This is a genomic window from Peribacillus frigoritolerans (genome assembly GCF_001636405.1).
Lineage (GTDB): Bacteria > Bacillota > Bacilli > Bacillales > DSM-1321 > Peribacillus > Peribacillus frigoritolerans.
Genome location: NZ_KV440950.1, coordinates 3,742,362 through 3,769,090 on the forward strand (window position 1 = coordinate 3,742,362; position 26,729 = coordinate 3,769,090).

At 36.4% G+C, this 26,729-nt stretch carries 19 protein-coding genes and 5 pseudogenes; 7 read left to right on the plus strand and 17 right to left on the minus strand.

Going from position 1 to position 26,729, the window contains the following annotated elements:
- Positions 1–6 precede the first annotated feature (6 nt).
- Together A6755_RS17705 and A6755_RS17710 are read right to left on the minus strand one after the other, a co-directional pair.
- A complete protein-coding gene (locus A6755_RS17705; RefSeq protein WP_217349292.1) occupies positions 7–1,305 on the minus strand; it encodes an MFS transporter in 1,299 nt (432 codons plus the stop codon).
- Between the two features lie 415 nt (positions 1,306–1,720).
- Positions 1,721–2,104 carry a RidA family protein gene (locus tag A6755_RS17710; protein WP_063591524.1) on the minus strand — a complete coding sequence of 128 codons (384 nt, stop codon included), beginning with the start codon at positions 2,102–2,104 and terminating at the stop codon, positions 1,721–1,723.
- Positions 2,105–2,260: 156 nt separating this feature from the next.
- Between A6755_RS17710 and A6755_RS17715 the strand changes: the two genes are divergently transcribed.
- Complete coding sequence (locus A6755_RS17715) at positions 2,261–2,938, plus strand: helix-turn-helix transcriptional regulator (protein WP_063591525.1); 678 nt, start codon at positions 2,261–2,263, stop codon at positions 2,936–2,938.
- 261 nt (positions 2,939–3,199) lie between these two features.
- On the opposite strand, the pseudogene A6755_RS17720 reads toward A6755_RS17715, so the two are convergent.
- The 6 genes and pseudogenes from A6755_RS17720 to A6755_RS17750 all read right to left on the minus strand — a co-directional run bounded on the left by A6755_RS17720 (position 3,200) and on the right by A6755_RS17750 (position 8,091).
- A pseudogene (locus tag A6755_RS17720) lies at positions 3,200–4,365 on the minus strand (IS110 family RNA-guided transposase).
- Positions 4,366–4,704: 339 nt separating this feature from the next.
- Complete coding sequence (locus tag A6755_RS17725; protein WP_063591526.1) at positions 4,705–4,965, minus strand: hypothetical protein; 261 nt, start codon at positions 4,963–4,965, stop codon at positions 4,705–4,707.
- Positions 4,966–5,365: 400 nt separating this feature from the next.
- Entirely contained in the window at positions 5,366–5,572 is a 207-nt protein-coding gene (locus A6755_RS17735) for a hypothetical protein (protein ID WP_063591528.1), read from the minus strand.
- Between the two features lie 48 nt (positions 5,573–5,620).
- Positions 5,621–5,824 (minus strand): helix-turn-helix transcriptional regulator, encoded by a 204-nt coding sequence (locus A6755_RS17740; protein ID WP_034306678.1) that lies wholly within the window; start codon positions 5,822–5,824, stop codon positions 5,621–5,623.
- Between the two features lie 63 nt (positions 5,825–5,887).
- A complete protein-coding gene (locus A6755_RS26285; RefSeq protein ID WP_084737921.1) occupies positions 5,888–6,103 on the minus strand; it encodes a hypothetical protein in 216 nt (71 codons plus the stop codon).
- Positions 6,104–6,796: 693 nt separating this feature from the next.
- Positions 6,797–8,091: pseudogene (locus A6755_RS17750) on the minus strand (IS110 family RNA-guided transposase).
- Positions 8,092–8,451: 360 nt separating this feature from the next.
- Between A6755_RS17750 and A6755_RS17755 the strand changes: the two are divergent.
- Positions 8,452–9,459, plus strand: coding sequence for an SMI1/KNR4 family protein (locus A6755_RS17755; protein ID WP_063591529.1), 1,008 nt, complete (start codon positions 8,452–8,454; stop codon positions 9,457–9,459).
- 872 nt (positions 9,460–10,331) lie between these two features.
- Here A6755_RS17755 and hutH read toward each other — a convergent pair.
- From hutH to A6755_RS17775, 4 genes are all read right to left on the minus strand, one after another.
- Entirely contained in the window at positions 10,332–11,867 is a 1,536-nt protein-coding gene (hutH, locus tag A6755_RS17760) for a histidine ammonia-lyase (protein WP_063591530.1), read from the minus strand.
- 130 nt (positions 11,868–11,997) lie between these two features.
- A complete protein-coding gene (locus A6755_RS17765) occupies positions 11,998–13,362 on the minus strand; it encodes an MFS transporter (protein ID WP_063591531.1) in 1,365 nt (454 codons plus the stop codon).
- Between the two features lie 173 nt (positions 13,363–13,535).
- On the minus strand, positions 13,536–15,032 hold the full coding sequence (locus tag A6755_RS17770; protein WP_063591532.1) for a helix-turn-helix domain-containing protein: 1,497 nt from the start codon (positions 15,030–15,032) through the stop codon (positions 13,536–13,538).
- Between the two features lie 170 nt (positions 15,033–15,202).
- Positions 15,203–15,676, minus strand: a complete 474-nt coding sequence (locus A6755_RS17775) for a MarR family winged helix-turn-helix transcriptional regulator (RefSeq protein WP_063591533.1) — start codon at positions 15,674–15,676, stop codon at positions 15,203–15,205.
- A 151-nt stretch (positions 15,677–15,827) separates the two neighbouring features.
- On the opposite strand from A6755_RS17775, the pseudogene A6755_RS17780 reads away from it, so the two are divergent.
- The 3 genes and pseudogenes from A6755_RS17780 to A6755_RS17790 all read left to right on the plus strand — a co-directional run bounded on the left by A6755_RS17780 (position 15,828) and on the right by A6755_RS17790 (position 17,832).
- Positions 15,828–16,407: pseudogene (locus tag A6755_RS17780) on the plus strand (DUF3238 domain-containing protein).
- Positions 16,408–16,549: 142 nt separating this feature from the next.
- Entirely contained in the window at positions 16,550–17,134 is a 585-nt protein-coding gene (locus tag A6755_RS17785) for a DUF3238 domain-containing protein (RefSeq protein ID WP_063591534.1), read from the plus strand.
- A gap of 71 nt (positions 17,135–17,205) precedes the next feature.
- Positions 17,206–17,832 (plus strand): FMN-dependent NADH-azoreductase, encoded by a 627-nt coding sequence (locus A6755_RS17790; protein WP_063591535.1) that lies wholly within the window; start codon positions 17,206–17,208, stop codon positions 17,830–17,832.
- A gap of 386 nt (positions 17,833–18,218) precedes the next feature.
- Here A6755_RS17790 and A6755_RS17795 read toward each other — a convergent pair whose 3' ends face one another.
- The 3 genes and pseudogenes from A6755_RS17795 to A6755_RS17805 form a co-directional block, all read right to left on the minus strand.
- On the minus strand, positions 18,219–18,629 hold the full coding sequence (locus tag A6755_RS17795; protein ID WP_063591536.1) for a hypothetical protein: 411 nt from the start codon (positions 18,627–18,629) through the stop codon (positions 18,219–18,221).
- Between the two features lie 1,537 nt (positions 18,630–20,166).
- Positions 20,167–20,376: a hypothetical protein gene (locus tag A6755_RS17800; RefSeq protein ID WP_063591537.1), complete on the minus strand. Its 210-nt coding sequence runs from the start codon at positions 20,374–20,376 to the stop codon at positions 20,167–20,169.
- Between the two features lie 294 nt (positions 20,377–20,670).
- A pseudogene (locus tag A6755_RS17805) lies at positions 20,671–21,849 on the minus strand (IS110 family RNA-guided transposase).
- A 514-nt stretch (positions 21,850–22,363) separates the two neighbouring features.
- Between A6755_RS17805 and A6755_RS17810 the strand changes: the two are divergent.
- Positions 22,364–23,585, plus strand: a pseudogene (locus A6755_RS17810) (IS110 family RNA-guided transposase).
- 312 nt (positions 23,586–23,897) lie between these two features.
- On the opposite strand, the gene A6755_RS17815 reads toward A6755_RS17810, so the two are convergent.
- Positions 23,898–24,302, minus strand: coding sequence for a hypothetical protein (locus A6755_RS17815; protein ID WP_063591538.1), 405 nt, complete (start codon positions 24,300–24,302; stop codon positions 23,898–23,900).
- Between the two features lie 221 nt (positions 24,303–24,523).
- Here A6755_RS17815 and A6755_RS27710 point away from each other — a divergent pair, with 221 nt between their 5' ends.
- Positions 24,524–24,871, plus strand: coding sequence for a serine hydrolase family protein (locus A6755_RS27710; protein WP_244889689.1), 348 nt, complete (start codon positions 24,524–24,526; stop codon positions 24,869–24,871).
- A 335-nt stretch (positions 24,872–25,206) separates the two neighbouring features.
- On the opposite strand, the gene A6755_RS17825 is transcribed toward A6755_RS27710, so the two are convergent.
- On the minus strand, positions 25,207–26,463 hold the full coding sequence (locus tag A6755_RS17825) for an ATP-binding protein (RefSeq protein WP_063591539.1): 1,257 nt from the start codon (positions 26,461–26,463) through the stop codon (positions 25,207–25,209).
- Positions 26,464–26,729: the final 266 nt, after the last annotated feature.

Consider the following 26,729-nt stretch of genomic DNA (forward strand, 5'->3'; position numbering starts at 1 on the left):
ATAAAATTAAGCATTGATTTGGTTGCCCTCCAGATTTTGTTGGAGTTCTTTTTTCTTGTTAACGATTTTTACTAAATAGCTACTAATAAGCAAACCGATAACTGCAAATGCAATCATGGTCAAAAAGACATGTCGATATCCTTCCAGTCCTGGTGATCGATCTAACATGCTTCCATATAGAGTAAAGGCAAACATGGAAGGAGCATATCCTACTAAGCAGGCAATAGAAACTGCGGCACCACTTATTTCTCTTGGGATTCCTACTTCTTCAATAGGAGCAAAGAATACCGCTCTTTGCGAAAAGATGATGGCACCGTAAGCGAGTGTAAAGGTTACACCAACATAAACATTCAGATGTTGATGGGGCAACAGAATAAAGATAATCATTCCAATGATAGATGCTGCAAAAGCCACCCGCAAATATTTTGATGGAGATTTAAACTTTTTGTCAGCCAGGAATCCCCCTATAGGTCCGCCTAACATTTTTAAACCGTATGCGTTAATGATCCCATATACCCCTATTAAAGCAACAGGTACTCCATAGATGTCTTTTAAGAATGGAACAAAGTACGTCAAACCAATATAAACGGAATATACTGAAAATATAGTGAATGCAACTACCCATATTTCTGGCATTTTTATCGCTTTTAATGCACCTTTTAATGCTACCTTATTTTTGTTAACTTTTTCGCCTTGCTCATCTACCTCTTTAATTTCATCCTCTTCAAGGAGGAAATACAAAATAATAGCAATCACAATCATGGTGATCGAAAAGAAGAGGATGGCACCTCTGAAACCTGCCGCCCCTTCTCCTAACCATTTAAAGATTCCAAGGGCAGCAAACGCTATAACAGTATCTACGATTCCTCTTCCTGCTTCTAGGTAACCAAACATTCTCCCCTGTTCATTTGAATCCCCTAGTAATCTTACAGATTTGATCAAGACGGGCCAAAAAGCAATTTCTGCAAATAAAGCGAAAAGTCCCCAAATGACTAATATTTCGTAATAACTTGGAAATGTTGTCAAGTAAAATCCCGTTCCTCCAATCCCAATTAATGCAACCGGCATCAACTTTTTCTTGGAAAATCGATCTGCTACATACATAGATATGAGGTAACCAAAGGTCTGGATAAAAGCGTAAACAGACAGGGTAAAACCAATTTGTGTGTGTGTCAAATGGAAATAATCCATCATAGGGATATAAAAAGCATCTTTTAACCAAGGGAGTTTAAAAACCGTTCCTCCACCCAGAATTAATACGGCAAGCGTAAACCATTTTTTTTTGTTGTTATTTTGATTAGTCAATAGCATATCCCTCCTAAATATAGATGCTTTAAGAGGTACAGACAACATTTCGGAAAAAATGTACGTTAAGGCTACAAACCTTGATATAAAAGTGAAGCAACCTAACGTTCGTTTTTGATGCTGGATCTAGCAAAGCTACTTTTTATTTGAAAATAGCTGGTTTTCATACCCAAAACTCAATACCAAAAACAAAGTTTCAATAATTTGGACTGATACCGTTTTTGGGAAGGGCTTAACGTACATAAAAATAGCAAAATCATTGCTGAAATTCGCTTAGCGTACAAAATTTCCGAAATCTTGGCGAGACCCCTTTAAGTAGAAAAATAGAATGAAAAGGCTTACACAAATGGTTAAATTAAACGGTTTTTCACCCCCTTGCGCGATGATATTTTAATAGGATTATTTAAATGTACTACTAATTATTTGGTACACATGCAATGACTTCGATTTCCACTAAAGCCTCTTTTGGTAAGCGAGCAACCTCTACTGCACTTCTAGCCGGATAATTTTCAGTAAAGTACGATTTATATACTTCATTCATTTTCGTAAACGTATTTATATCTTTTAAAAATACAGTTGTTTTTAAGATATGTTGTAAATCGCTTCCAGCAGCTTCTAGAATGGCTTTTACATTTTCTAATGATTGCTTCGTTTGTTCTGCAACGGATTCCGGCATTTCATTTGTACTTGGGTTAATCGGAAGTTGTCCAGAAACAAAAAGAAAGTCTCCCATTTTTACGGCTTGAGAATAAGGTCCAATGGCACCTGGTGCATTGTTCGTTGAAATAGCGTTTTTCATCGTAATTGCCTCCTGTAATAAAAAATTATTATGATGATTTTATTTTATTATAATGTATAATTATTATTACAACAACTAAATTTTTAGTAAAGTTGAAATTTTAAAAATATTTGTTAAAATAAAATTAACAAATGGAAATTGAAGGTGCGATGAGTGATGGTAGTGACAAATGTCGAAAAGCTGAAACAGTATATTCCCATGGTGCACTTTATTGCTGACATAATGGGGGAAAATTGTGAGGTTGTTTTACACGATGTAACAAACCCTGATCATTCCATTATTGAAATAGTGAATGGACATGTTAGTGAAAGAAAGATTAATAGTCCCATTACGGATCTTGCTTTGAAAATATTAAAAGATGAAAGTTATAAAGATCGAGATTATATCTGCAATTATAAAAGTAGATCAAAAAAGAATAAGACGCTCCGTTCTTCGAGCTATTTTATTAAAGATGAAACGAACAAAATCATTGGCATGATTTGTGTTAACATGGATATTTCCGATGTTATAAACGCTCGCAACATTTTGGATCAATTCATCATGATTGACAAACCCAAAAATGATCCTGTCGAGTCATCAAAGCCTACCTTTGATACACATCTTTTTGAGAATTTTGAAGAAAATATTGAGGAACTTCTTTTATCTCTTATTAAAGGGGTTTTAGCAGAGTATGACATTCCACCTGAACGGATGTCACCGCAAGAAAAAATTGAAGTGGTCAAAATACTGAATGAAAAGGGAGCTTTTTTACTTAAAGGCGGCGTAAGCGAGGTAGCCAAATATTTAGACGTATCCGAAGCCACTATTTATAGATATTTAAATAAAATCAAATAATCTGTCTGGATGTTTAGGGAAAACCTAAAAGATTCGGAGGATTCACTATGCGGTATGTTGTGAATTATTTATGATCTATCGGTTGAGGTACATTTTCTAAATTACCCCCCTCCCATATTCATACTTCCTATATTGCGGGTAGTGACAGCTTCGCTGGTAGTACCCGCAATATGGAAATGTCAAGATTACAATAAGTTATTTAATTTTATTACTTCAAACATACATACCCCCGTCCTTATTTAGATGGGAGTAAATGAGTTGTTAAATTATTTTATAATGAAGAAGTTTATTCATACAGGCAACAATCGCCACTTTGGCTAGCTTTCCTTCCGATTTTTTCTTATCAAAGAAAGCTTTAAGCTTTTTGTTCCTTGAACTCCTTATGCCGCATAGTACGGCAAGATACAGAGAATGACGTAGTCTGCTCGAACCTCTTTTCGTAATACGATTAATGGTTGCCGTAAACTTACCTGATGAGTGAACACTTGGATCTACTCCAGCGAAGGCAACTAGTTTTTTCGGGTGATTAAACCGATCGATTTCACCAATTTCAGAGATAATCGTGGCTGCGATTTTCTCTCCGATACCGGGAATCGATTGGATAATCTTATATTCTTCCAGTTCATTTGCCAGGGCCACTATACGATCTTCCAAATCAGAGAGGTGTCCCTGGTAATGAAAAAGCAACTCAATATACATACGAAGATTGATTACGTGACTTTGATACACGTTTATTTGAAATGGATTTCGAGACGCGGAGTCCATTTTTTTTTTGCTTTTTCCCATGCCCATTGACCCGATCGGCTAGGACAGAACTCTATAACACTCTCTGCTAGTTTACTTTCCCCGGCTGTTAATACCGCCTCTGAAGTGGGATATTCCTTTAATATCAATAAAGAAACCCTTGAATATAGATCACCAAAAACCTTCCGGTATTCAGGAAACACTTGATCTAAAATGGTGTGAAACTGAAGTTTAGCTTCCACATACATATTCGTTACGATTTCCTGTTGTCTGGACAAATTCCGAAGGTCTAATAGCTGAATTCCTCTAATTTTATGAGGTTTTAAATCCTCTTTGTAATACAGCACACACAACTGGGTACGCATCGATAGCATCCGTTTTCACCTTCCGTAGCTGGACTTCTTTGCCTGATAAGAAATAATCGGATTTAGTAAGATATATGGAATCCCTTGTTCCTCCAGGTATTGAATAACAGGAGAATGGTAATGCCCTGTAGATTCTAAAATGGCCATAGGCATTTGCCCTGTCACCTCTTCAATTTCTTTTAGAAATTCTAAAAAGTGATCTAACTCCTCTTTGATATGCTTCATTGAAAAGCTCTTCCCATACGGTTTAGATTGATCTAAAAATGCCTGAACTTGGCTCTCTCCTTTTGCCACATCCAGACCAACAACTGGATTCATTGTTTTTTCCTCCTCTACTTACTAACCAGTACCCCTAGGCCTCCATGTAGTGTCATAGCTTCGCTTGTTATTCGAGATCTGCGTCCCAACCAGCCTCAAACATGTTTCTACAAGTAGGGGGCGGACAGTTTAGTTCACGGGATCAAGTTCCACGCACCCGTATCCTACCCTGGCTACTGATATAATAGATTCTATTAAAAAAAGGTCAACCAATAAAAACTGGCTAACCTTATATTACGAACGCACCCGTTAGTTTAAGTACATTTCTTCACAAACTTTTTAGTATTTCAGTTAATACAGGAATGCTCCTGTTACTTGAAGAAGAACATGTATATAAAACTACCACAGTGCACTTCCCAACAAAATCATGCCAATAAATCCATATACAACAGTAACTCCCAAACCATACAAAAATAAGTTATCCTTTTTAAATAGTCTGATCATTTCAAAGAAAGAAATTACAATCCGTATAACCAACAACAGTCCAAATATACTTAATAATGACATTCCAATAGTCATTGGAATCTCTGTCACTAACCTCATACCATCTGACTTATCATTTGAGATTATCCCAATCCCCATTCCAATATAAATCCACAAAAATGACCTCATATCAATGTAAAGAATAAAATGTAATAACGATGAACAGTAGGTGCCGAAGAAGAATCCACAGACGTTATCCATTTTATAAAATACTTGATACATAACCTACACGAAATAATAGGATGTAACCACGCAAATATAAAATCTGTTTCATCGTCCTTAACATAAGAATTCTTTCCAAATGTCATTTTAATTTTATTTGATTCGTTTTTCTTCTTTTTCTTCTTTTTCTTCCTTTTCATTTTCAACAACCAATCTAATAGTTATAGTATAATTCGATAGTTGCAAAAAGAAAAAGCTGCCTTAGAGACAGCTCCGATCTTCAGATAAAGAACCCGTTTGTTTAAGTGATTTTATTCACAATATTTCAGTGTAAAAATAAAATTCTTATTTATTACTACTTTACAAAAAATGCAATAACCCCTAGGATTATGCACAAAACCCCACCCGAAAATTGTCCTAATCCTGATGCTTCTCCCATTAGTAATAAATTAAATATATTCTTACTTTTTTGATTTTTTCCGAATAAACCATCGTCAGTTTTCATACGATAAATACCCCAAACTATAAAAACTGCCCCAAAAATAAATAATATAATCTGCATTTAAAATCCTCCGTTGTTTGTTTAATATGTGCATCTTTTTAAAATGGATTATTTGTCATCCTCATCAAAAATAAAAGTTTCTTCAATTGATAAATTAAAAACTGAAGCTATTTTATACGCAAGTAGCACAGATGGATTATACTGTTGTTTTTCTAATGAGATGATTGTTCTAGAAGATACACTTACTTTATCAGCTAATTCTTGTTGTGTTATTTCATGTTCTATTCGTAATTCTTTTACTCTATTTTTCATAAATCCCCCTAATTAAAGGAAATGATTATAATATTTTCTAGCCCAAAATTCACTAATTATTAATTATACTAAGACAACAAACAATACAGTATTTGTTGCGATTACCACAAAATTAGTTAAAAACATAAGAATAAAGATTTCGTATATCAGAATTTGCAAAGAAAAGCGAGCAACTTTTCCATCAATTAAAGCGTCTCTTTCATCATATTCCTTTGCTAATTCCTTTTCTAGAGATTTATTCTTTCGGGATTTAATATAAGAAATTGTTGAGGAAACCAAGATTATTCCCCCTAAGAATAATATGAAATACCCAAAATTAAATCCTACTGATTTTATCGAGAGTTATTTGAATGATTCCCAATACAATTATCAAGATTGATACAAAAAAGCGCTGTATGAATAGATTTTTCAAACATACCTCTCTTAACCTAAATTTTCCTGAAGTGAAGTTTGTTTCACATGAAGTTATCTTCACATGAAGTTAACTTCATATTAATCATTCTCAAAGCAAAAGTCAATAAGTAAATGTTGATTATTAAAATCATTTTAGTTTTCATTGTGTTGAACTAACCTCCCTCAATAAACTAAACAAAATCTCACGATTGCTCAAGAATTCTTCGAATTTCATGGTCATGTCATTAACAGTTATTTATGTAAGATCGGCATCACTCCTCAAGGTTAGTGATTTATCGAAAAAAGTGTATGCTAAACTAGCCAATTATAGGAAAAAATTGGTTTAATCAATTTTATAACCGCACTTTAGGATATCCACATGTCTCATGGAGGTCAACCCTCCCATGTCTCACAGAGTCGATGCTCCTACATTCCTTCGTTCAACCTTTCCATGAGGCGGATGTCGGTCATGCTGCCCCACAGGATCTAAGCCCTCACGTTAGTTGCTTTGCCGACTAATCCGTACTTCACTTTTAAATGAGTATTAATTAAATGACCGTGTAACCTAAATTCGATGAACTATGCGACTGTTTGATGTACCATAAATGTTGCCATATAAGGGATATCCATTAACATCTTGTCTTCTTGAAACGTAAATTGTTTTTTACCGATTGAAAACAGAATTCGAATAAGCTTGTTACACAAGGCTATCAGAGATTGCATTTTTTTTAATGGATTCTGAGCACGTGTTGTGTAATATATATGGAGAGCTTTAAAAGCCTTGTTCTTTGCCACCAGTATCATGGCTGCCCGGAATAAGAGAGCCCTCAATTTCTTTCGTCCCCGTTTGGTAATCTTAGTCTGACCTTTGTGCTTTCCGGATGTGTTTTCTTTTAAACTTAAACCTGCTAATTTTACGATTTGGCGAAGATGTTGATAGTCTCTGAGGTCGCCGACCTCTGCGAAAAACCCTGCTACAGTATCTCGACCAATCCCTGACACCTCTAACATCTGTGTGACACCTGGGATATGGTCTAATAACTGATCTAATTGATAATCTAATTCTTCGAATTTCATTTGAATAAAATTATACTTCTCTAATAAGGCTCTCAACTCTAATTTCGCCATAGCTGCCCCTTGACGAATACCAATCGAACGATTGGCTGCTTCTTTAAGTGCTCGTATCTTCTTTAAGCCTATACTGCGTTTTACCACTTGTCTTAAGGAAAGTAAGAGCTCTTCATCCGTATATTAACAAGTTCATATGGCAAGGCTTCTAGCTTTAGAAAATGAATAGCTGCCTTGCCTTCCCAACTTTTGAACACCGTCAAAAATTCGGGAAAGTAACGATCAAGCCAGTTATGAACTTGTCCCTGAACGACCTGTAAGTCAACGTTGAGAAGATCGCGAAGTTTTTTTGCCACTCGGAGTTCCGCATAATTTCCTTGTGGAATTGTTGGTTCGGCGTATCTTCCGTCCTTGACTAACTGTGCGATGACTTTTGCATCTTTCACGTCATTTTTTGTAGGTGAATTATCGTCTAATTCTTTACTTCGTTTAACATGTAGTGGATTGACAGATACGAACTTAATATTATTCTCTTTTAGAAGATGAGCTAGATTTAACCAGTAATGACCAGTGGGCTCCATGCCTACAATCACTTGATTTAGCTTACACTCTTTAACAAGTTGATTAATCCAATCTAGAAACGAATGAAATCCTGCTTTCGTATTTTCAAAGAAACACGTTTTACCCAGTTCCAATCCTCTAAAATCTTGTGCTCTCGCGACATGATTGTGCTTGGCGATGTCAACTCCGACAATTAAGGTTTCAGAAGTAATTTGAGTGATTTTATGATTTTGGTTATAATTCATTGTGAGGCCTCCGATAGATGTTTTTGTCCTTTTTAGCTGGCCAGCTCAGGACACATTCATCTTATCAAGAGGTCTTTTTTCGTTCAAACCTCATTTTCAGTTATTACAGGAATGCTGCCCCGATAGTTCCATTAGGAAAGGGGTTGCTGCAACTCCTGTAATGAAGTAGAGAGCCTTTTAGCTAAAAAAGGGTCATTGGAAGATTAATTGAAGGCTGTTTTCGAAAAAACTGTTGAAGAAAAAAATCGGCTATTTATTTTTGTAGTATGATGTAAGAACGTTTTTTCAACAACCGAGGAAGTTTGTACAAGAAAGAGCCGGTAGATCAAATAATAATTAAACATTTATGAGGTGAACTTTTTGGTAAAAAGTATATGGGAACAAAGTAATGACGAGTATATGTTACAACCATTAACAGGAGAAATTGTAAAAAAGGCAGAAGAGTTATTTAATGTAACGTTACCAAACTCCTACATTGCTATTCTTAAGCAACAAAATGGTGGACAACCAATCTGTAATGCTCATCCGTCTCCTGTTCCTACCGTCTGGGGTGAATCTTTTGTTATAGTGGAACACATTAAAGGGATTGGTTCCGGACACGGAATTCTTGAAAATGATTATTACATAAAAGAGTGGGAACTGCCGGAAGGACTTATTTTATTCAATGGAGACGGTCATACTTGGCTCGCATTTGATTACCGCGATGCCACGTCTGCTCCCCCCATTGTTTATGTAGACGTTGATTTGGAACAAACCATACAAATCGCAGATAGCTTTGATGAATTTCTAAAAAACCTATACCTTGAAAATGAGGAATTTGATTTTGAGGGAATGGAGGTAAAGGTATACAGTAAACAAGAATTTGAAACGTTTATACAAGAAGATAATGTAGAGGAATTAATATATGCTATACCTGACTTAGCACAAGGCGATGTGGATTTGAAGTGGTTTGGAAATCAACTTTTAACGTTAAGCAAGTATCACGACCGATTTGTGAGAAGTTGGGTTGCTACCAGTGTTTGGAATTCTCTTACATATAGATTGGATGAGGAAATTCTCCATTCATTGATAGAAAATTTTAAGAAGGATGTCGATAGTGATGTTCGAATGATGGCAGAACTTATTCTTGAAAAGGTGAACTACTCCTTCGAACAATTTAAAGAGGATGTATATAACGGTGAAAGGGTCAGTCTTGCTTTTCAAGATAAACTTTATCACGTTAGTGAAGAATCCAATCAATGGCATCTAGCTGACTACGAAACAGAGACACAACAGTCGTTTGATTCAGCAGATGAATTATTAGAGAAATCCAGGATCGACGGGAAGTCTTTACAAGAAGGATGGAGCCATATTAAAAAGGCTTATTAGGCTATTCGTTATCTGTTGGCTAAGTCTCTCTATCGAATTAGTCTTAAGTCACTGTGGTAAATGTTGATACTTGATCAAACAAAAAAGCTGTCCGGTTCCGGAGAGCTTTTTCTTATGGTTTATAATAAGTACATAATCATTAATAGAGCTTAAGAAATTGACCGAAATAAACAATTATTTTTGTAAGTCTTAATGAACTAAAGCACCTTTTAGTTCTATAAGAAAAGCGATTCTTATTAAAGAATCGCGCCCTATTACGGAAGATTAATTTAATATATTTATAAGCATTAAGTAAATATAATTTACTTTGTTAAAATTAATCTTTATATCATCACCAACTCCTAGCAAGCAGTCTTGCCGGTCTTTAACCGGAGCAAAAATCATTACATATTCGTAATCTTCACCTGCTACTTCAGTCTTACTAAAAATGGGTTCAACTTTTTCACCAGCTGATTTTAAAAATACACCAGATTTTTTACACTCAACACTTTAACCGTGTTCTTTATCATGTTTCCTTGCATTAAGGAGTTTATGTTCCAGTTTGCTTAATACTTTGTATTTCATCCCACTCTCATCTGTTAGGAGTTTCGTGTCAGATTTAGTAACGACAATTCTTGTTTCTAATGGTGAAAACTCTACCCTTTTAATCTTGTATGTTTTATTTTCCGAAATTGAATTCCTTATTTATTTTTACTGTTACTCTTTCTAGGATTGCCCTTTGATTAAGCATGAAACCGAGTGTCCATATTATTTTTACTTTACGAGTCTCGTGGTCATCATATATTGTTAAATTTTTTTATTTCTAAACGAATATCTTATCCTTCATATTCTTTTATTTATTCAAACTGCAACTTCAGCTATGAATCATATCTTTAAAATTGCAAAGGACCGATTTTTGCTTCTACATGCTTTACAATTTCTGCTGAATGAACCAGTTCCGCAGCTGTACGCATGTCTTTGTATAAAATTCTGTCCTGCTCAAGGCGAGGCACATATTTTCTAAACAAATCGCAGGCTGCAGTCGTTCCTGTTCCAGGCTGTAACGGCTGATGGAATTCAATCCCTTGGCAGCTGCACATCCATTCGATCCCAATCACTTTTTCGGTATTGGCGATTACTTTCAGTGCCTTTAAAGCTGCAGATGTCCCCATGCTTACATGATCTTCCTGACCCCCGGTTGTCGGAATGGAATCCACAGACGACGGATGTGAATAAACCTTATTGTTAGAAACCAATGACGCCGCGACATATTGAGGAATCATATAGCCCGAGTTAAGCCCACTTTGCTCGATCAAATACGGGGGCAGCTCGCTATGCTGAGGCGAGACGAGTCTAAAAATCCTTCGTTCAGAAATATTGGCCAATTCAGATAGAGAGATTGCCAGAAAGTCCATGGCTAAGGCTATCGCTTCTCCATGACAATTGGAAGAGGATATCGCTCTTGCACCCTCTTGATCATCAAACACCAACGGATTATCTGAGGCTGAATTCATTTCTCTCTCCACAATCGTCCGAACGTAATCAACAGCGTCTTTACAAGCTCCATGCACTTGTGGAATGGATCTAATACTAAGAGCATCTTGTGTGCGGTAATCTTTAAATTTTTCCGTGATCTCACTGTTTTCTATCAGCTTATGAATATTATCAGTTGTCTTTTTTTGTCCAGGATGACGTTTTACTTTACTAATTTTGGGATCAAAGGCATAGTATGTACCTTTCAGCGCCTCAAAACTGATTATCGAAACAATGTCTGCCGCCTTAAGAACATTAATGGCATCATAAACGGCCAGAGCGCCAATTGCAGTCATATCTACCGTGCCATTAATCAAAGAAAGCCCTTCCTTTTCATGCAGTTCGATTGGCTTGATTCCGGCCTTCTTCAAAGCCGTCTCGCCATCTGTTAGTACGCCCTGATTATAGGCCTCACCCATACCCAAAAGGACCAAACTGATATGTGCCTGATGATTTAAGTAACCTAGGGAACCTTCTCGAGGGACGAATGGTATGACATCTTTATTCACCATCTCTGCTAATCTCTCTACCGTTTCAAGTCTTACACCAGAATAACCAAGGGATAAATTTTTGATCATCATCACCATAATTGCCCTTACTATTTCCTTCTCCAACGGATCGCCCATACCGCAAGCATGACTCATAATTATATTTTTTTGCAATTCTCTCGAATCAGAGGCTGAAATTTTTATTTTTGAATTCTCTCCTACTCCGGTCGTAATTCCGTATATGACTCGCTCTTCCTCGACAAAACGCTCGACTATATCCCTTCCTTGGCTAATTCTTTTCTTTACACTCATAGACAGCTCCAAAGGGGCATGATACCTTGCTACTGAAATCAAATCCCCGATACTAAAATCATCTTCAGTTATCATTACTTTTTCTTGTGTTTTCATAATAAACTCATCTCCTATATTGTGCAGCTTGACAAAACATTAACTTTTATAATGTTTAAGCCTTTGGATTATTAAAATTTCGCAACGAGACCTCTCTTTCGAGAATTGGAGAGGTACTCCTTTTTTCATGTCAATTAATCTTCTTATGGTTCAAGGGGATTAAGTTTGAATTACTTGCTTCATTAAAAGGATTACTTGCCTCGCTTAAAGAGAGTGACTTTGTCTCCGGTGCCCAGGCAATCGAAATGATAGTACCAATTAACAGAATAGCCGTCATTCCAATCATCGAGGCATCCAACCCTATAGTGTTCATACTAAGGGGCAGGAGGAATGTCCCGATAGCAGAACCAATTCGGCTGAACGCTGTCACAAAACCAACCCCAGATGCGCGAATTTCGGTTGGGAAAAGTTCGGCCGGATATGTTAGCGTAAGATTTGAATTTGCTGATAATATAAAAGTAAAAGCCAGAAAAATCGGAATTACTAAAATTTTAGGTTCGTGAAAAATGCTAAGCATAAGCAAGCAGACGGTCAGGATTGCAAACGTACTAATCGTGAAACCTCTGCGAGAAAATTTCTCCATAAGCCAAAGACCAGAAATCGAACCCAAGATTAGGAATATGTTTAACCACAAGTCTACAGTGAAGTTTTCTGCTAAACCCATACTTTTTAAGATAGACGGTAGGAATGTGTAGATGGCAAAGTACGGAATGACAATACAGACATAAAATAGACTACCAAAAGCTGTTCGCTTCCGAAATTTTTTGTTAAAAAGAGCACGAAAGCCATTTTTATTGTGAGTCTCAATAATAGTTTCGTCGATTTCCGCATTAGGCCCGATATACTTCTTTACGATATGGCGTGCTTCATCAATACGTCCCATGCTGATGAGCCATTGTGGTGATTCAGGCGTTCCGATTCGCAGTAGCAGCACAATGAATGCAGGGATTGCAGCACTAGCAAGCATCCAACGCCATGATTCGGGACCAGCTTGTCCTAAATAATATCCGACAATGGTTGCAGAGACGTAACCTACCGTCCAGAGTACATTTAGAGAAGCCAGTAAGAACCCCCTATACTTTCTAGGCGCGAACTCGGCAAGTAAAGTCGATCCGACTGCATAATCGCCTCCGAGAGCAAAACCTATCAGTAACCGCAAAATTAACAACTCTACGGGACCATCCACAAATAGTTGCAGCAACGAAGCTATAGTGACCAATAAGAAGTTAAGCAGGAATATTTTCTGTCTGCCTATGCGGTCAGATAACCCTCCAAGTACTAGACTACCGAAAAAGAGTCCGATCAAAGCAGAACTTCCAATTAGTCCTACCCACATCGAATTGAGTTCCATTTGTGGGCTAAGGAGAGTAAGAGCCACTCCAATAATCCCAAGAGCATACCCATCAGAGAAATTCGAGCCAAAAGTAAGCGCTGTAATTTTCATATGGAACTTGTTAAGTGGAGCGTCATCCATCTTAAAATTTTTTTCGGTCATAAGCGTCTTTCCCCTTTTCAATATTTGATTTTTGGGACACTTCCTACTTCTCTAGTTTAGAGAAGGAAAGCGATTGAAAACAGACGTCTATTTTTTGAATTTTTCTAATTTTTTTCGAATTTAAAGTGTAATGTAAAACGCTTACATTTGAAAACTACAATTATTTTAGATTTTTATACTTTTTTACGATTTCTAAATGAACGAGGGGTTGTACCGGTTTTTTCTTTAAAAATTTTGCTAAAGTAATTTGCATTTATAAATCCTGTTTTATCTGCTACATCTTGAATCGAGAGTTTTGTATCTATCAATAGACGCTGCGCTTCGTTTATCCGTGTCTTTGTTAATAGCTGTCGGAACGAGCTTCCTTGTTTTTTTGTTAAGAGCGAGCTAAAATACGCTGCGCTTCTGTTTACTTGGTTCGCAACGTCCTCAAGCCTTAGCTCAGGGTTAGTAAAATTCTCCTCAATGTACCGGATGGCCTGCTCAATCACATCTGTACGAGCGTTTTCTTGATTGTTATTTGCCCGATCAAGAACTTCATATAAGAACAGCAATAACTCCTGGACGATCCGATATAGAATCGGATTGTATAGGATGGATTCAAATACTTGATGATAACGTCTCTCAAGCATCCCTTCGTCAAGGTAAAATGACTTCATGAAGCGTCGGACTTGGGCTAATAAGCTTGTTAACCGGGTTCGCAATAAACCTGGCTCGGGATAGGGATCTTCCTTATTCAAAAATTCTTTATACATCCACTGCTTAATTTTGTCCCTGTCACCTTCGTTCAGCATGTCAATCCATTCGCGCTGTTCAGACGGGGTTAAAAACGGATCGATCATAACCCAGTTCACCTTATCCTCAATGACCGAAAGCTGCCGATATCCTTTGAAAAAACGAATTTCTAGCGCTTGCTTCGCATGAAGATATTTTTCATTTAACGAAAGCAACGGGTCATTAGTATCATATAAAACTAGTGACATGGGCTCCGAAAACTGCTCTTCCCATTCGGTTAGAATCCGATTGCCTATGTGCTTTAATTGTTTGAGTGGCTGTGGCTGCTGGTTATCGAATGAAAAAACAGAAACGATCATGTCGCTTAACGGCAATACAACCGGTCGGTTCTTAAATGGATACTCTTGTAAAAAAGATAGCAGTATAGGTTGTTTCTTCGAATTTTCCAACTGCATCAGCATTAATCGGAAATTGGCGCCTAACGTTTCTTGATGCACGAATAGAGAACTGTAAGATACGGAAGGAACCTCAATTTGAGCCGATGGCTCTTGTTTCTCCTCAGTTTTTGAAACGGCCTTGCAACATTGGGTTAATACTCGTTTGATATGGTCGGGCGACTGAGGTTTTACCCATAGATCATAGGCATGAAGCTCGATGCCTTGAAGCGCACGTTCAAATGTGGCTTCAGCCGTCATGACGATGACCTTTTGTATGTACCGTTTGGTCAGCTCCTTAAAGCTGTCCCATGTATCCTTTGGAATCATATCGAGTTCAATGCAAACAACATCTGGTACTTCGGCCTCTATTAGATGAAATACCTCAGATACTGAGCCTGCTAATAGAATGTGATCAAATGGAATCGAAAACGAAGAAACTAGCCAGCCAATTCCTGTTCGTTCATTTTGATCGCGATCAGCAATTAACAATTTAACCATACAGGTACTCCCTTAATGATAGATTTCTTCTTATTAATTATCGCCAAACCAAGCTTATTTTCATCACTACAGTGTCATTCAGATTAAGGGTTCTGGTGCTCTCAGTACAGGAATGCTGTACTGTTAGTACGAATTTAAGCACGATTAAAAGTTCCCTTCATACTCTATAATTACCAGACAGGTCTTAACCTCGATGATAGTTTATCTTCATTTTCTTCATAAACTAATTTTGTTAAATCCTCTTTGAGTATTTGCAGGCGTTCAGCACCTATGATTTCAATCCAACGTTGCTCAATCTCAGTTAGTATCTTCTCTTTTGCTTTCACTACTAACCAACCTCGTTCGGTCAAAACAATAATTTTCCCTCTCTTATCAGTGGGATGAGCTTTGCGCATTACATAGCCACTTTTCTCAAGATAATCCACCATTTTACTCACAGCTTGCTTTGTAATTCCTAAATAATCGGCTAGTTCTATACCTGTTGCTCCATTGGGATTGATGCATTTAAACATAAAACCATGTACAGGTCTAATATCTCCAAATCCCAATTCACTCAATCTGTCATGTAATTCATTAATTGATGTACTAAAGGATAATGATAAAAGTGATGTAAGATCCAATTCACTAAATACTTCATGATTCATACATAAAACCTCCTTAAATAAAGTCAATTAGGTTGACTTCATTTGAAATCCATTGTACTATACACCATATAGTCAATCAAGTTGACTATAGTTCAATTATAAAAGAAATTGGATTCACCGAAACAAAATTAATACATTATGGAGGGTTCTCATGGCTAACATCGTTAAAATTAGAGGAAGTGTATTTGCACCGTATGCTTGGTTGGAACCTATTAAAGATCCTGCAACAGAAAAGATATTCAAATACACTGGTGATGCACGTGAATTTACACCAAACGCTGTAAACACTATGCGGTCAAGATTAGAGCAAGAAGTGATTATTGATTTTTATAAAAAAGAAATTTTCACATATACAAATGCTTGTACCGTAACTGTAAAAGTTACAAATCCAGATGGTTCTATTGATTATAAAAAAGGAAAAACAAGTACAGAAAATATTGTATGTACTAATGTTATGTGGGGCACTGATGAAGTTTCTTTTGAAATGATGGCAAGTGCAAGCAACCCTTTAAATGCAGCAGCACCTGCGGCTGATTATTACTATACATGTTAGCAAGAGTGGTGTTGCACAAATTGAAGGTGCACATGATGGGTTCCCCTGCTATGAATTTTATAAACAAACAGATTTTGGTCCATTTGAATTAATATATACACATGATTTCAGAAAAACTGGTGACACTCCAGCAGCGCTAGCTGGGGAAATGGAATACAGTTTTAAAACGACAATCTAGATATAAATACTAAGTAGAAGTTTACAAGCAGCAAATATTAAAGGAAAAGCAATAATTTATACGAAAGAAATTGCGATCTGTTTTGCTCAATGGCTCAATAATATTTTCCAAAATAAAATTAAAAATCATAGAGGTATGTCTCATGACTAATATCGTTAAAGTTAGAGCAAGTGTATTTATTCCAATGTCTTGGACTGAACCTAAGAAGGATACTCAAACAGGAAACGTGATTCAATTCGAAGGTGACTCACGTGAATTTACACCATATGCTGTAAACGCTATGCGTTCCAGAATTGAACAAGAAGTAGTTGTAGATTTTTATAAAAAAGAAATTTTTACATATGCGAATACTGGCATAACAACAGAAAGAATCATAACTCCTGATGGTTCCGTTAATATAAAAACAGGAAAAGCTAGTACGGAAGGTATTTTGTGCACTGATGTTGTATGGATGTCAGATGACGTCAAATTTCAAATGAGTGCTAGTGCTAGCAACCCATTAAATGTATATGCACCTCCCGTTGATTATCTATTAACGGTACATGTCAAAAAAGATGGAACTCTCGATATTCAAGGTGCACATGACGGATTCCCTTGTTATGAATTTTATAAGCAAGTTAACTTTGGTCCGTTTGAAAAGATTCATACACATGATTTCAGAGAAACTGGTGATACAGCTGAAGCTCTAGGTGGAGACATGGAATATAGTTTTAAAAAGATATTGTAAAGACAATAGGATTCCCTTTTTAGTGAATAAATATATAACAACATAAGAGTAAGTAACAGGAGGAAAAGAGAATGAGAACAGTTTTATTTGTAAAAGCAAACAATCGCCCCGCAAACCAATCGGTGAGTGTGAAATTATATGAGGCTTTTTTAGCAAGCTATAAAGAATCACATCCAAATGATACAGTGGTAGAACTTGATTTATACAAGGAAGAATTGCCATATATAGGAGTAGATATGATTAACGGTACATTTAAGGCTAGTAGAGGACTTGATTTAACAGTAGAAGAAGCAAAAGCAGTAACTGTTGCTGATAAATATTTAGAACAATTCCTTGCAGCTGATAAAGTAGTGTTTGGATTCCCATTATGGAACTTAACAATTCCGGCTGTACTACACACATATATTGATTATTTAAACCGCGCGGGCAAAACATTTAAATATACGCCAGAAGGTCCAGTAGGTCTGATTGGAGATAAGAAAATTGTATTATTAAACGCAAGTGGCGGTGTGTATTCTAAAGGACAAGCAGCTGAAGTAGAAATGGCTGTTAAATATGTTGCAAGTATTATGGGCTTTTTCGGTGTAAAAGATATAGAGAAAATAGTGATTGAAGGTCACAACCAATTCGCAGATAAAGCAGAAGAAATTATTGCTGAAGGGCTTGAAAAAGCTGTTAAAGTAGCAAGTACGTTTTAATTAATAAGAAACTTGTCACTATAGCAGTACCAACACTTTTATAGTGGTGGTACTGCTTTTTTTATTTGCTTATCTTGCTACTTTGGGAGGAGTTAGAACCCAATTGATGTAATAATTCCATTTTAATCTTATAAAACGATAGAAAGAAGGATTGCATTACAATGAAAAGTTGATGGACAAAATATATATAAACTTGATTTCCTTATTCAACTAACCTGCCCCTTTAGTTCCATAAGAAAAAGCTGCCTTATAGACAGCTCCGATCTTCAGCTAACGCACCCGTTCGTATTATAAGGTCAACCAGAAAATATTTCTGGTTGACCATTTTTTATATCGATATATGATAACCGGGTAGAACGTCCAACCCGTTAGTTGATTAAGAAAATTCATTTTTCAAATCTAACTAACGTTTTTTCGGGAATTTCAATCTGGTCAATATCAAAGTTATTGATTTGGAGGGTTATCTCACCATCTCGCTTTTCATCTTCTTCTCCTACCCAACAACTATACAGTTCAAAAAAATCACCTTTTTCAAGGTAACTGTCCATAATTTCACATAGTTCTATTAGCTTCTTCTTCGATTCGGCACACGTTCTTGGGTTCATATATTTTGAAATCTCAATTCCCCAATGACTTGATACTTCATAAACGTAAGGAGTAGTAAACTGATATTCCTTTACATTTAGCAATTCAAACTCACCGGCAAAACAACCGCCAATATAAAGAAATTCATCTGAATATTCATCATCATTAATCGGTATTTCTATATTACACCCAATATAGGAAGCCAAACTCATTTCCACTCACTCCTTGTTATTCCTTCTTTAACTACCTGTTAGTTGATGAAGGGACACTATTTTTCATTTATTAGTTTTCCGCCTTTTGACTGATTAGCTCTCAAAGACTTTCCTTGTTCAGTTTGTGGATAATACTCTACTTCACAGTAGTAGTTACCTTCTTCTACACGCTGATAATTCTTAGGAAACATAATGCTATACTTTCCAAAGTTAGCCTCTGTATGTCCCCCTCTTGTAATATCGAATATGACGATCTCACAATCCCCTTTATATTGTTTCGTCTTATCAGCTAAAACTTAGGAAGGTCTAACAAAGAATAAACAAACAGGAATCCTGATAGGAGCAATAAAAAGGCGACTCCCAGAATGTCCTTGATCGGTATCTTATACGAATCTCCGTTTTTCTTTTTCAATTTATAAAAATGCCTAAAATAAGCCGACATTCCCACAAGCATTACAAATTACAAGATTAGTAATGAGAAATACTGTGCCAATTTCCTTCAATTCCTTTTTTATAGTTTTTATACGTTCCCGAATCAATGATGTTTCAATTCACCCGTTGCCAAATTAACCCAAAAAAGAATGAAACCTTATGGAACTATACTGCCCCGTTAGTTCCATAAGAAAAAGCTGTCTTAAAGACAGCTCCGATCTTCAGCTAACGCACCGTTTAGTTGAACAACTCCAGGGCTTATTTAAACTGTTCATAATTTCCTTTGGGTTAGAGATACCGTTCTCAATAAAAATAGTTACCTATCCTTAAACAATTTCATATAAGCTTCTTCAATCATATTTGAATTTAGGTGGGCTACTAGGCATACATCCAATCCAAGCTTTGACCCTGAACATAAACTTGGATATAAATCTAATTTCAATAAGGAGTGAACCTCGAATTATGGTATATACACGACAAATGCCATCTGCCCTGAGTCCCTGGGGTCTTCAAAATTGTTTGTATCGTTTTACGTACTTGTGGCTTAGAAACGGAGACAATTTCTGGTTTTATTTGACGACTGTCGGGGAATCAAGAGTTTATGGATATAGATTTTTCGGCGGAAGATGGAATAATTATTCGGTTGCTTTAAGAGATATTGTTAACTTCCATTGTTCTCCTCCGACTCCAACTCTATATTAAAACACTGTGACTGACCCTCGTAATCGTATCGTTCAGTCTTACTTTAAAAGCGTCTGTGCTTTCGCATAATCAGAGATCGTTTTTTTGAATCGAATACTGTGATCACCAGATATCCGCCACCTGCATGTTCTCATCCATCATGTATAGAACATTAATCATTTCGGTTAGCGTTCTTTATACTGAGATTAGACTAAAATCCAAAACGAACATAAGTTTAATCCTGAGGCTGCGTTAAACTGCACTTTAGTGGATAAGAAAAAAAACCGTCGCAGTGACAATCATCTTGTTCCTAAGCACCCGTTAGCCTACATTAAAAATTCAATTTGTTATTTATTCTAGGGTTGGTTAAAGTACTCCTTCTTCAACAAACCTGCCCCGTCAGTTGCATAAAGAAAGAGCTGCCTTAAAGACAGCTCTGATCTTCAGCTAAAGCACCGTTAGCTCTATTCTGACTAACCACTTCACCAAATGTTCTTATTAAGCGAATCATCATTCTTGGTATAAACATTAAGATGTTCCAAGCCACTTCAAAAAAGATTGAATCCCTAAGCTCAATTAGGATTTCTTTAAAAAAGCTGTTCTGCTTTTCTTTTTTTCTTTTTTTATTTTTCATCTGTCTAACTCCCAATCACTCAATTCTTGTTGCAATAAATAGTTTGACACTCCTTTACTTCATATATTAATCCATCAGCAAGGTCTCAATCTTTGTTTAACTATTCTGCCCCGATAATTCCATAACAAAAAGAGCTGCCAAAGCAACTCTCTTATTGAAGTAAACCAGCTAATAGGATGTCAATATCTTTCTCTAATATTTTCATTTCCCTTATGATATACCATTTTTGGCCATGCCAAATACCCCTCCAAAACCATTTTGGAAGGATTTTTCTCTGTTTCACAAAACCGTTAATTAGGCTAAATCTAGGAACGTTTCTTTTCTGCTTAATAAAGCGTAAATCCATTGAAGCAACTTATTCATACAGGCAACGATTGACACTTTCGCAGGTTTTCCTTCTGATTTTTTCTTATCATAGAAAGCTTTAAGCTTTTTGTTCCTTGAACTTCTTATGCCGCATAGTACGGCAAGATACAGAGAATGACGTAATCTACTTGAACCTCTTTTAGTAATACGGTTAATGGTTGCCGTAAACTTACCCGATGAGTGAACACTTGGATCCACTCCAGCGAAGGCAACCAGTTTTTTCGGATGATTAAACTCATCGATTTCACCAATTTCAGAGATAATCGTGGCTGCGATTTTTTCTCCTATACCGGGAATCGATTGGATGATCTTATATTCTTCCAGTTCATTTGCCAGGGCCACTATTTGATCTTCCAAATCAGAGGGGTGTCCCTGGTAATGAAAAAGCAACTCAATATACATACGAAGATTGATTACGTGACTTTGATACACGTTTTTTTTGAATGGATTTCGAGATGCGGAGTCCATTATTTTTTTTGCTTTTTCCCATGCCCATTGACCCGATCGGCTAGGACAGAACTCTATAACACTCTCTGCTAGTTTACTTTCCCCGGCTGTTAATACCGCCTCTGAAGTGGGATATTCCTTTAATATCAATAAAGAAACCCTTGTATATAGATCCCCAAAAACCTTCCGGTATTCAGGAAACACTTGATCTAAAATGGTGTGAAACTGAAGTTTAGCTTCCACATACATATTCGTTACGATTTCCTGTTGTCTGGACAAATTCCGAAGGTCTAATAGCTGAATTCCTCTAATTTTATGAGGTTCTAAATCCTCTTTGTAATACAGCACACACAACTGGTACGTATCGATAGCGTCCGTTTTCACCTTCCGTAAGCTGGACTTCTTTGCCTGATAAGAAATAATCGGATTTAGTAAGATATATGGAATCCCTTGTTCCTCCAGGTATTGAATAACAGGAGAATGGTAATGCCCTGTAGATTATAAAATGACCATAGGCATTTGCCCTGTCACCTCTTCAATTTCTTTTAGAAATTCTAAAAAATGATCTAACTCCTCTTTGATATACGGTTTAGATTGATCTAAAAATGCCTGAACTTGGCTCTCTCCTTTTGCCACATCCAGACCAACAACTGGATTCATTGTTTTTTCCTCCTCTACTTACTAACCAGTACCCCTAGGCCTCCATGTAGTGTCATAGCTTCGCTTGTTATTCGAGATCTGCGTCCCAACCAGCCTCAAACATGTTTCTACAAGTAGGGGGCGGACAGTTTAGTTCACGGGATCAAGTCCCACGCACCCGTACGTCCTACCCTGGCTACTGATATAATAGATTCTATTAAAAAAAGGTCAACCAGTAAAAACTGGCTAACCTTATAATACGAACGCACCCGTTAGCCATCCATGAAGCGCAAAAATCAGCGCTTCACCACAGAGAATGAAAATGGTTCAGAACGGTCAATTCTGATTCTACGGCTGGGAGAGGAAGGTCGATGAACTATGGTGCGTTAGAGCCCATCCGTTAGTCTGACTCCAACGACCAAGGTGCACCACTGACTGTCGCTCCCTTACGGGAAGCACACATGGTAGATTAATCCTATTCTGGTTTTTGCACCAGCCTCCAATTGTATTGAGAGCCGTAGAAAGGATGTTTTCAATGGAAGTAGTCATTGAAAGAGCATGTGGTATGGATGTCCATAAGGACAATATTACTGCATGTATTATGACACCAGAAAGAAAGGAGATTCAAACGTTTTCAACAAAAACTGTTTTTCTAATACAGTTAGTGGATTGGATTAAAAAGAATAACTGTACTCATGTTGCCATGGAGAGTACCAGTGTATATTGGAAACCTATTGTTAATTTATTAGAAGCTGAAGAGATTGAGTTTTTAGTTGTGAATGCTCAACATATGAAAGCTGTGCTAGGACGTAAAACAGATGTTAAAGATGCAGAATGGATTGCCAAACTTCTTCGTCATGGACTCCTAAAAGCTAGTTACATACCAGATCGAAATCAACGGGAACTACGTGAACTAGTTCGGTACCGTAGAAGTATCATTGAAGAACGTGCTAGACAACATAATCGAATCCAAAAAGTGTTAGAAGGCGCAAATATTAAGCTAGGCTCTGTCGTTTCAGACGTTATGGGTGTTTCGGCTCGAGACATGCTTAACGCAATTGCCGAAGGTGAAGAAGATCCTGAAAAACTAGCAAACTTTGCTCGACGCACAATGAAAAAGAAGAAAGATGAACTAGAACTCGCCCTTAAAGGTTATATCAATTCGCATCAACGCCTCATGTTAAAAACCATTTTAAAGCATATTGATTTTTTAACAGAACAAATCGAGATGCTCGACCAAGAGGTCGAGGAAAGAGTAAGCTCCTATCAAGAAGATGTGGAACGATTAGACTCTATTCCTGGTATAGCTACAAGAATGGCTGAGCAATTTCATCTGAAATTGGGACTGATATTAAGAAACAGTTTCCAAGTGCAGCTCATATGTGTTCTTGGGCAGGACTAGTTCCTGGGCATAACGAAAGTGCGGGAAAAAGAAAATCAGCTAAAACAAAAAAGGAAACAAGTATTTGAGATCAGCATTAACAGAAGCAGCTCATTCTGTAAGAGGATCTAAAAACTATCTCGGAGCAATGTATAGGCGTACAGCATCACGAAAAGGTAAGAAACGAGCAGGAATAGTAGTCGCTCATGCCATGTTACGTATCTCCTATTATCTCTTAACTCGAAAAGAAATGAATGTAGACTTAGGCGAAGACTACTTTGATAAACAGAGACAACAATCAATTTTTCGGCATTCACTAAGAAGACTTGAAAGTTTAGGATACACAGTTACATTACAAGAACCTGAAGCATCTTAATCCAGTCCACTTACCTACAATAAATCAGTAAATTAGGCGCTCTCCCCTTTTAAAAAAAACAATGAGCTGCGTCTTCTTAAGTATTGCCTTTTCCCCTAAATTCCAGAAGTCTATTTTCATGGTAGTTTAAGTACATTTCTTCACAATCCTTCGCTATATACTTTAATATAAATATCCAATTTTTTATTAAGTGTTATTCCACAAAATGGCCCCACGTGGATTTGCTTTGCTATTTGCTAAAAAAAAGATTTTTGTAAATGTAAAAGCAGCCATACGGCTGCCCTACTTTTGAACTTTTTTTGGTTTGCCTATTCAGTACAAGCAGATACTATAGCTAATTCCAAAGAAACCTAATAAAGCATCTTTTAGATCTGGAGCTACATTAGCTGAAGCTCCTTTAACAACTCTCTCCCATGCAATAGTTCTCTTGTAACCAAGTTTTCTATAGTTGTTATAGTAGTCAATTGCCTTTGTAACAAATTTCGTTGTGCCGCCAAGGGCTTTTAATGCATCTTTTACTTTTAGAATTTTAGAAGGAACCCAGGCTAAAGTAACGAGAGCAACACCGACAGCTGAAGCGCAACCAATTACCCCAAAAGTTGTGAATTCTTCACCACTAACAGGTTTTGTTTCGGCGTCAATAGCTTCTATAATATCTTCGTTAGTAGTATTAGCTTCGAACCATGCGAGAATAGAGTCTGTACCTTCTAGAACCACTGACTCCAACTATTAAAGGAATAAATCACCCCATTCAGTTACTTAAGGGGATAACAAAGTTACCTATAAAAATGTTACTTGGTTTTCTTTAATACAAAGTCATTATTAGCCAGAAGTCTAGTAGACCCCAAAAAATTTGTATAGCAAATGATAATTTTAATCATCGTCCTATTTTATCTATAGAATTTCCTTCAGGAAATGGTGTGGGGCAAGTATGAGCAATGGCGAAAATTTATGGTGCTTTTGCTAGTGGTGCAAAAACGCTCGGTTTAAAGGAAGAAACAATAAATGAATTAAGGAAAAAAGCTATCCCTCCCAAAACAGGGTACTATGATCATGTGAATTGTATAAACATAGCCTATTCTCTAGGATTTTGGAAACACTTTACGGATATGAAATTCGGACGAAGTGAAAGCTCTTTTGGTCACCCAGGCGCAGGAGGATCATTCTGTTTTGCTGATTCAGATGAAAAGTTAGGTTATGCTTATGCGATGATCAAACATGGATTTGGCATGGCCAATGAACCAAGAGAACTTGCACTAAGAAAAGCTTTATACAGTTGTCTATGAAAAAATAAAGATACGTGAAAATAGTTATGGATATCTTCATTTTGTACAGTTTTTTTGGCTATGAATAGTGGAGTAAATATTATATTAAGCATAAATCGAGCCATCTTTTTTCTTAAAATAAAAAGATGGCTCGATTTATACTTAAATTCTCTTAGCGTATATTTTCGTTAAAATGTGGGCGGTACGCCCATTAACATTAATTAGTCCTGTCATGGATGAAACTCGTTTTCAGTATCCCCAAAACGAAAAAAACACTATTCTTTCTGCAAAATATAGGAAAGAATAGTGTTTTATTAGTCTCTCTTTTTGAGGGTCCCTCGCCATGTTGGGCTCTTTTATAAAGAAGGTATAATAATAGAAAAACATGTTCCCTTCCCTTTTTCGCTTTTTATTTCTATATCCCCGTTTAATTCTTTAATAATACCGTATGAAATCATAGTGCCGAGTCCAGTTCCCTTCTCTTTTATAGAATAAAACGGCATGGCGATTCGCTTTATCTCCTCAGGGGACATACCAATGCCTGAATCAATAATATTAATCACAACATTATTCTTCATCTTTTTTACATTGATTTGCAATATTCCTCCATGAACCATAGCTTCAATACCATTTATAGCAATATTAATTAAACACCGTTTTATTTTATTGGCGTTGGCATTTATATAAAGAGGATCTTTATTACTTGTTTTAACTTCAACATTATGTAATAGGGCCATCGGTGATATTGCATTTATTACCTGTTGGACGATTTGGCTAATATCTAAAGATTCTTTCAAGCAAATTTTTGGTTTTGCTAATGACATATAATCCTCAATAATGAGTTGTGTTTTTTCTAACTCCATCAGCATGACTTGCATATATTCATCCTTATATGTTTCTAAGATTTCATTTTTATTAAACAACTGCATAAATCCATATACCGTAGTCAGTGGATTACGAATCTCGTGGGCAATAGAAGCGGCCATTTCACTTATCGCATAAAATTTTTCTGCCCGTTGAATTTTTTCTTTCATTTTAAACTTTTCAATCATACCTTCAATTAAATAAATAGATAACAATCCCGTAAGGATATTGATTACTATATAATTGGATAAAAATTGGATAAAAGAAGTTTCGACTTTATCATTTATCCATATTTGGTTCATTATAGCAAAGACAGAAAAGGAACTAGTGCAAATGAAAATAAGCAGTGTGCTGAACAATATTTTTCTTTTCTTTAAATAAGTAGGTAGAAAATAATGAAACATCAAAGTAATGGTAATGGTCATGATATATACAACAACTGATGGGAAAAAGCCATTTCCTCCTAAGTAAAAGCGGTAAGAAAGATATACAAAGGTGATAATAATAAAACTTCTAAAACCGCCATAGAGAAAGACTAAAAGGATAGGAATAAGCCTTAAATCATAAATATATCCGGATTGAAAATTAATGGGAAACGTCATGCAAAGAATAATAGAAATTGATGAAAGGAGGGAAATATATAGATCATTACGTGTTTCTTTCCCATCTTTATCTAACCAAAATACTTGATAGCAGAGAATACAAATTATAATAATGAATGCATTTAATAATAGTGTAGGTATCCCCATGCTCTACTCCCCCTAATCTTTCTATTTAGTTGGAATCCTCACGGATTCATTTCGGCCCTTGACAAAGCGCTCTTTAAATGTAAAAAACACCTCATTCTTGGCATAGTGAGAATTTTTTATTAAATCAGTGAAAGACAAAATTCTTAAACCATCAATTTGTTTCTGCCATTCTAAATTATAAGGGAGTTTATTTCATAGTAGATAACTATAGATTCCTCTTTAACAATATCCCCACTTGTTCTGCCATCAAACGAGGTGGACTGTCA

Bases quoted from the DNA above. Each gene is read 5' to 3' on its own strand.
- A6755_RS17710 (WP_063591524.1), bottom strand. From the start codon at position 2,104: ATGAAAAACGCTATTTCAACGAACAATGCACCAGGTGCCATTGGACCT.
- A6755_RS17715 (WP_063591525.1), top strand. From the start codon at position 2,261: ATGGTAGTGACAAATGTCGAAAAGCTGAAACAGTATATTCCCATGGTG.
- A6755_RS17735 (WP_063591528.1), bottom strand. From the start codon at position 5,572: ATGCAGATTATATTATTTATTTTTGGGGCAGTTTTTATAGTTTGGGGT.
- A6755_RS17740 (WP_034306678.1), bottom strand. From the start codon at position 5,824: ATGAAAAATAGAGTAAAAGAATTACGAATAGAACATGAAATAACACAA.
- hutH (WP_063591530.1), bottom strand. From the start codon at position 11,867: ATGAAAACACAAGAAAAAGTAATGATAACTGAAGATGATTTTAGTATC.
- A6755_RS17765 (WP_063591531.1), bottom strand. From the start codon at position 13,362: ATGACCGAAAAAAATTTTAAGATGGATGACGCTCCACTTAACAAGTTC.
- A6755_RS17770 (WP_063591532.1), bottom strand. From the start codon at position 15,032: ATGGTTAAATTGTTAATTGCTGATCGCGATCAAAATGAACGAACAGGA.
- A6755_RS17775 (WP_063591533.1), bottom strand. From the start codon at position 15,676: ATGAATCATGAAGTATTTAGTGAATTGGATCTTACATCACTTTTATCA.
- A6755_RS17785 (WP_063591534.1), top strand. From the start codon at position 16,550: ATGACTAATATCGTTAAAGTTAGAGCAAGTGTATTTATTCCAATGTCT.
- A6755_RS17790 (WP_063591535.1), top strand. From the start codon at position 17,206: ATGAGAACAGTTTTATTTGTAAAAGCAAACAATCGCCCCGCAAACCAA.
- A6755_RS17795 (WP_063591536.1), bottom strand. From the start codon at position 18,629: ATGAGTTTGGCTTCCTATATTGGGTGTAATATAGAAATACCGATTAAT.
- A6755_RS17800 (WP_063591537.1), bottom strand. From the start codon at position 20,376: ATGAAAAATAAAAAAAGAAAAAAAGAAAAGCAGAACAGCTTTTTTAAA.
- A6755_RS27710 (WP_244889689.1), top strand. From the start codon at position 24,524: ATGGCGAAAATTTATGGTGCTTTTGCTAGTGGTGCAAAAACGCTCGGT.
- A6755_RS17825 (WP_063591539.1), bottom strand. From the start codon at position 26,463: ATGGGGATACCTACACTATTATTAAATGCATTCATTATTATAATTTGT.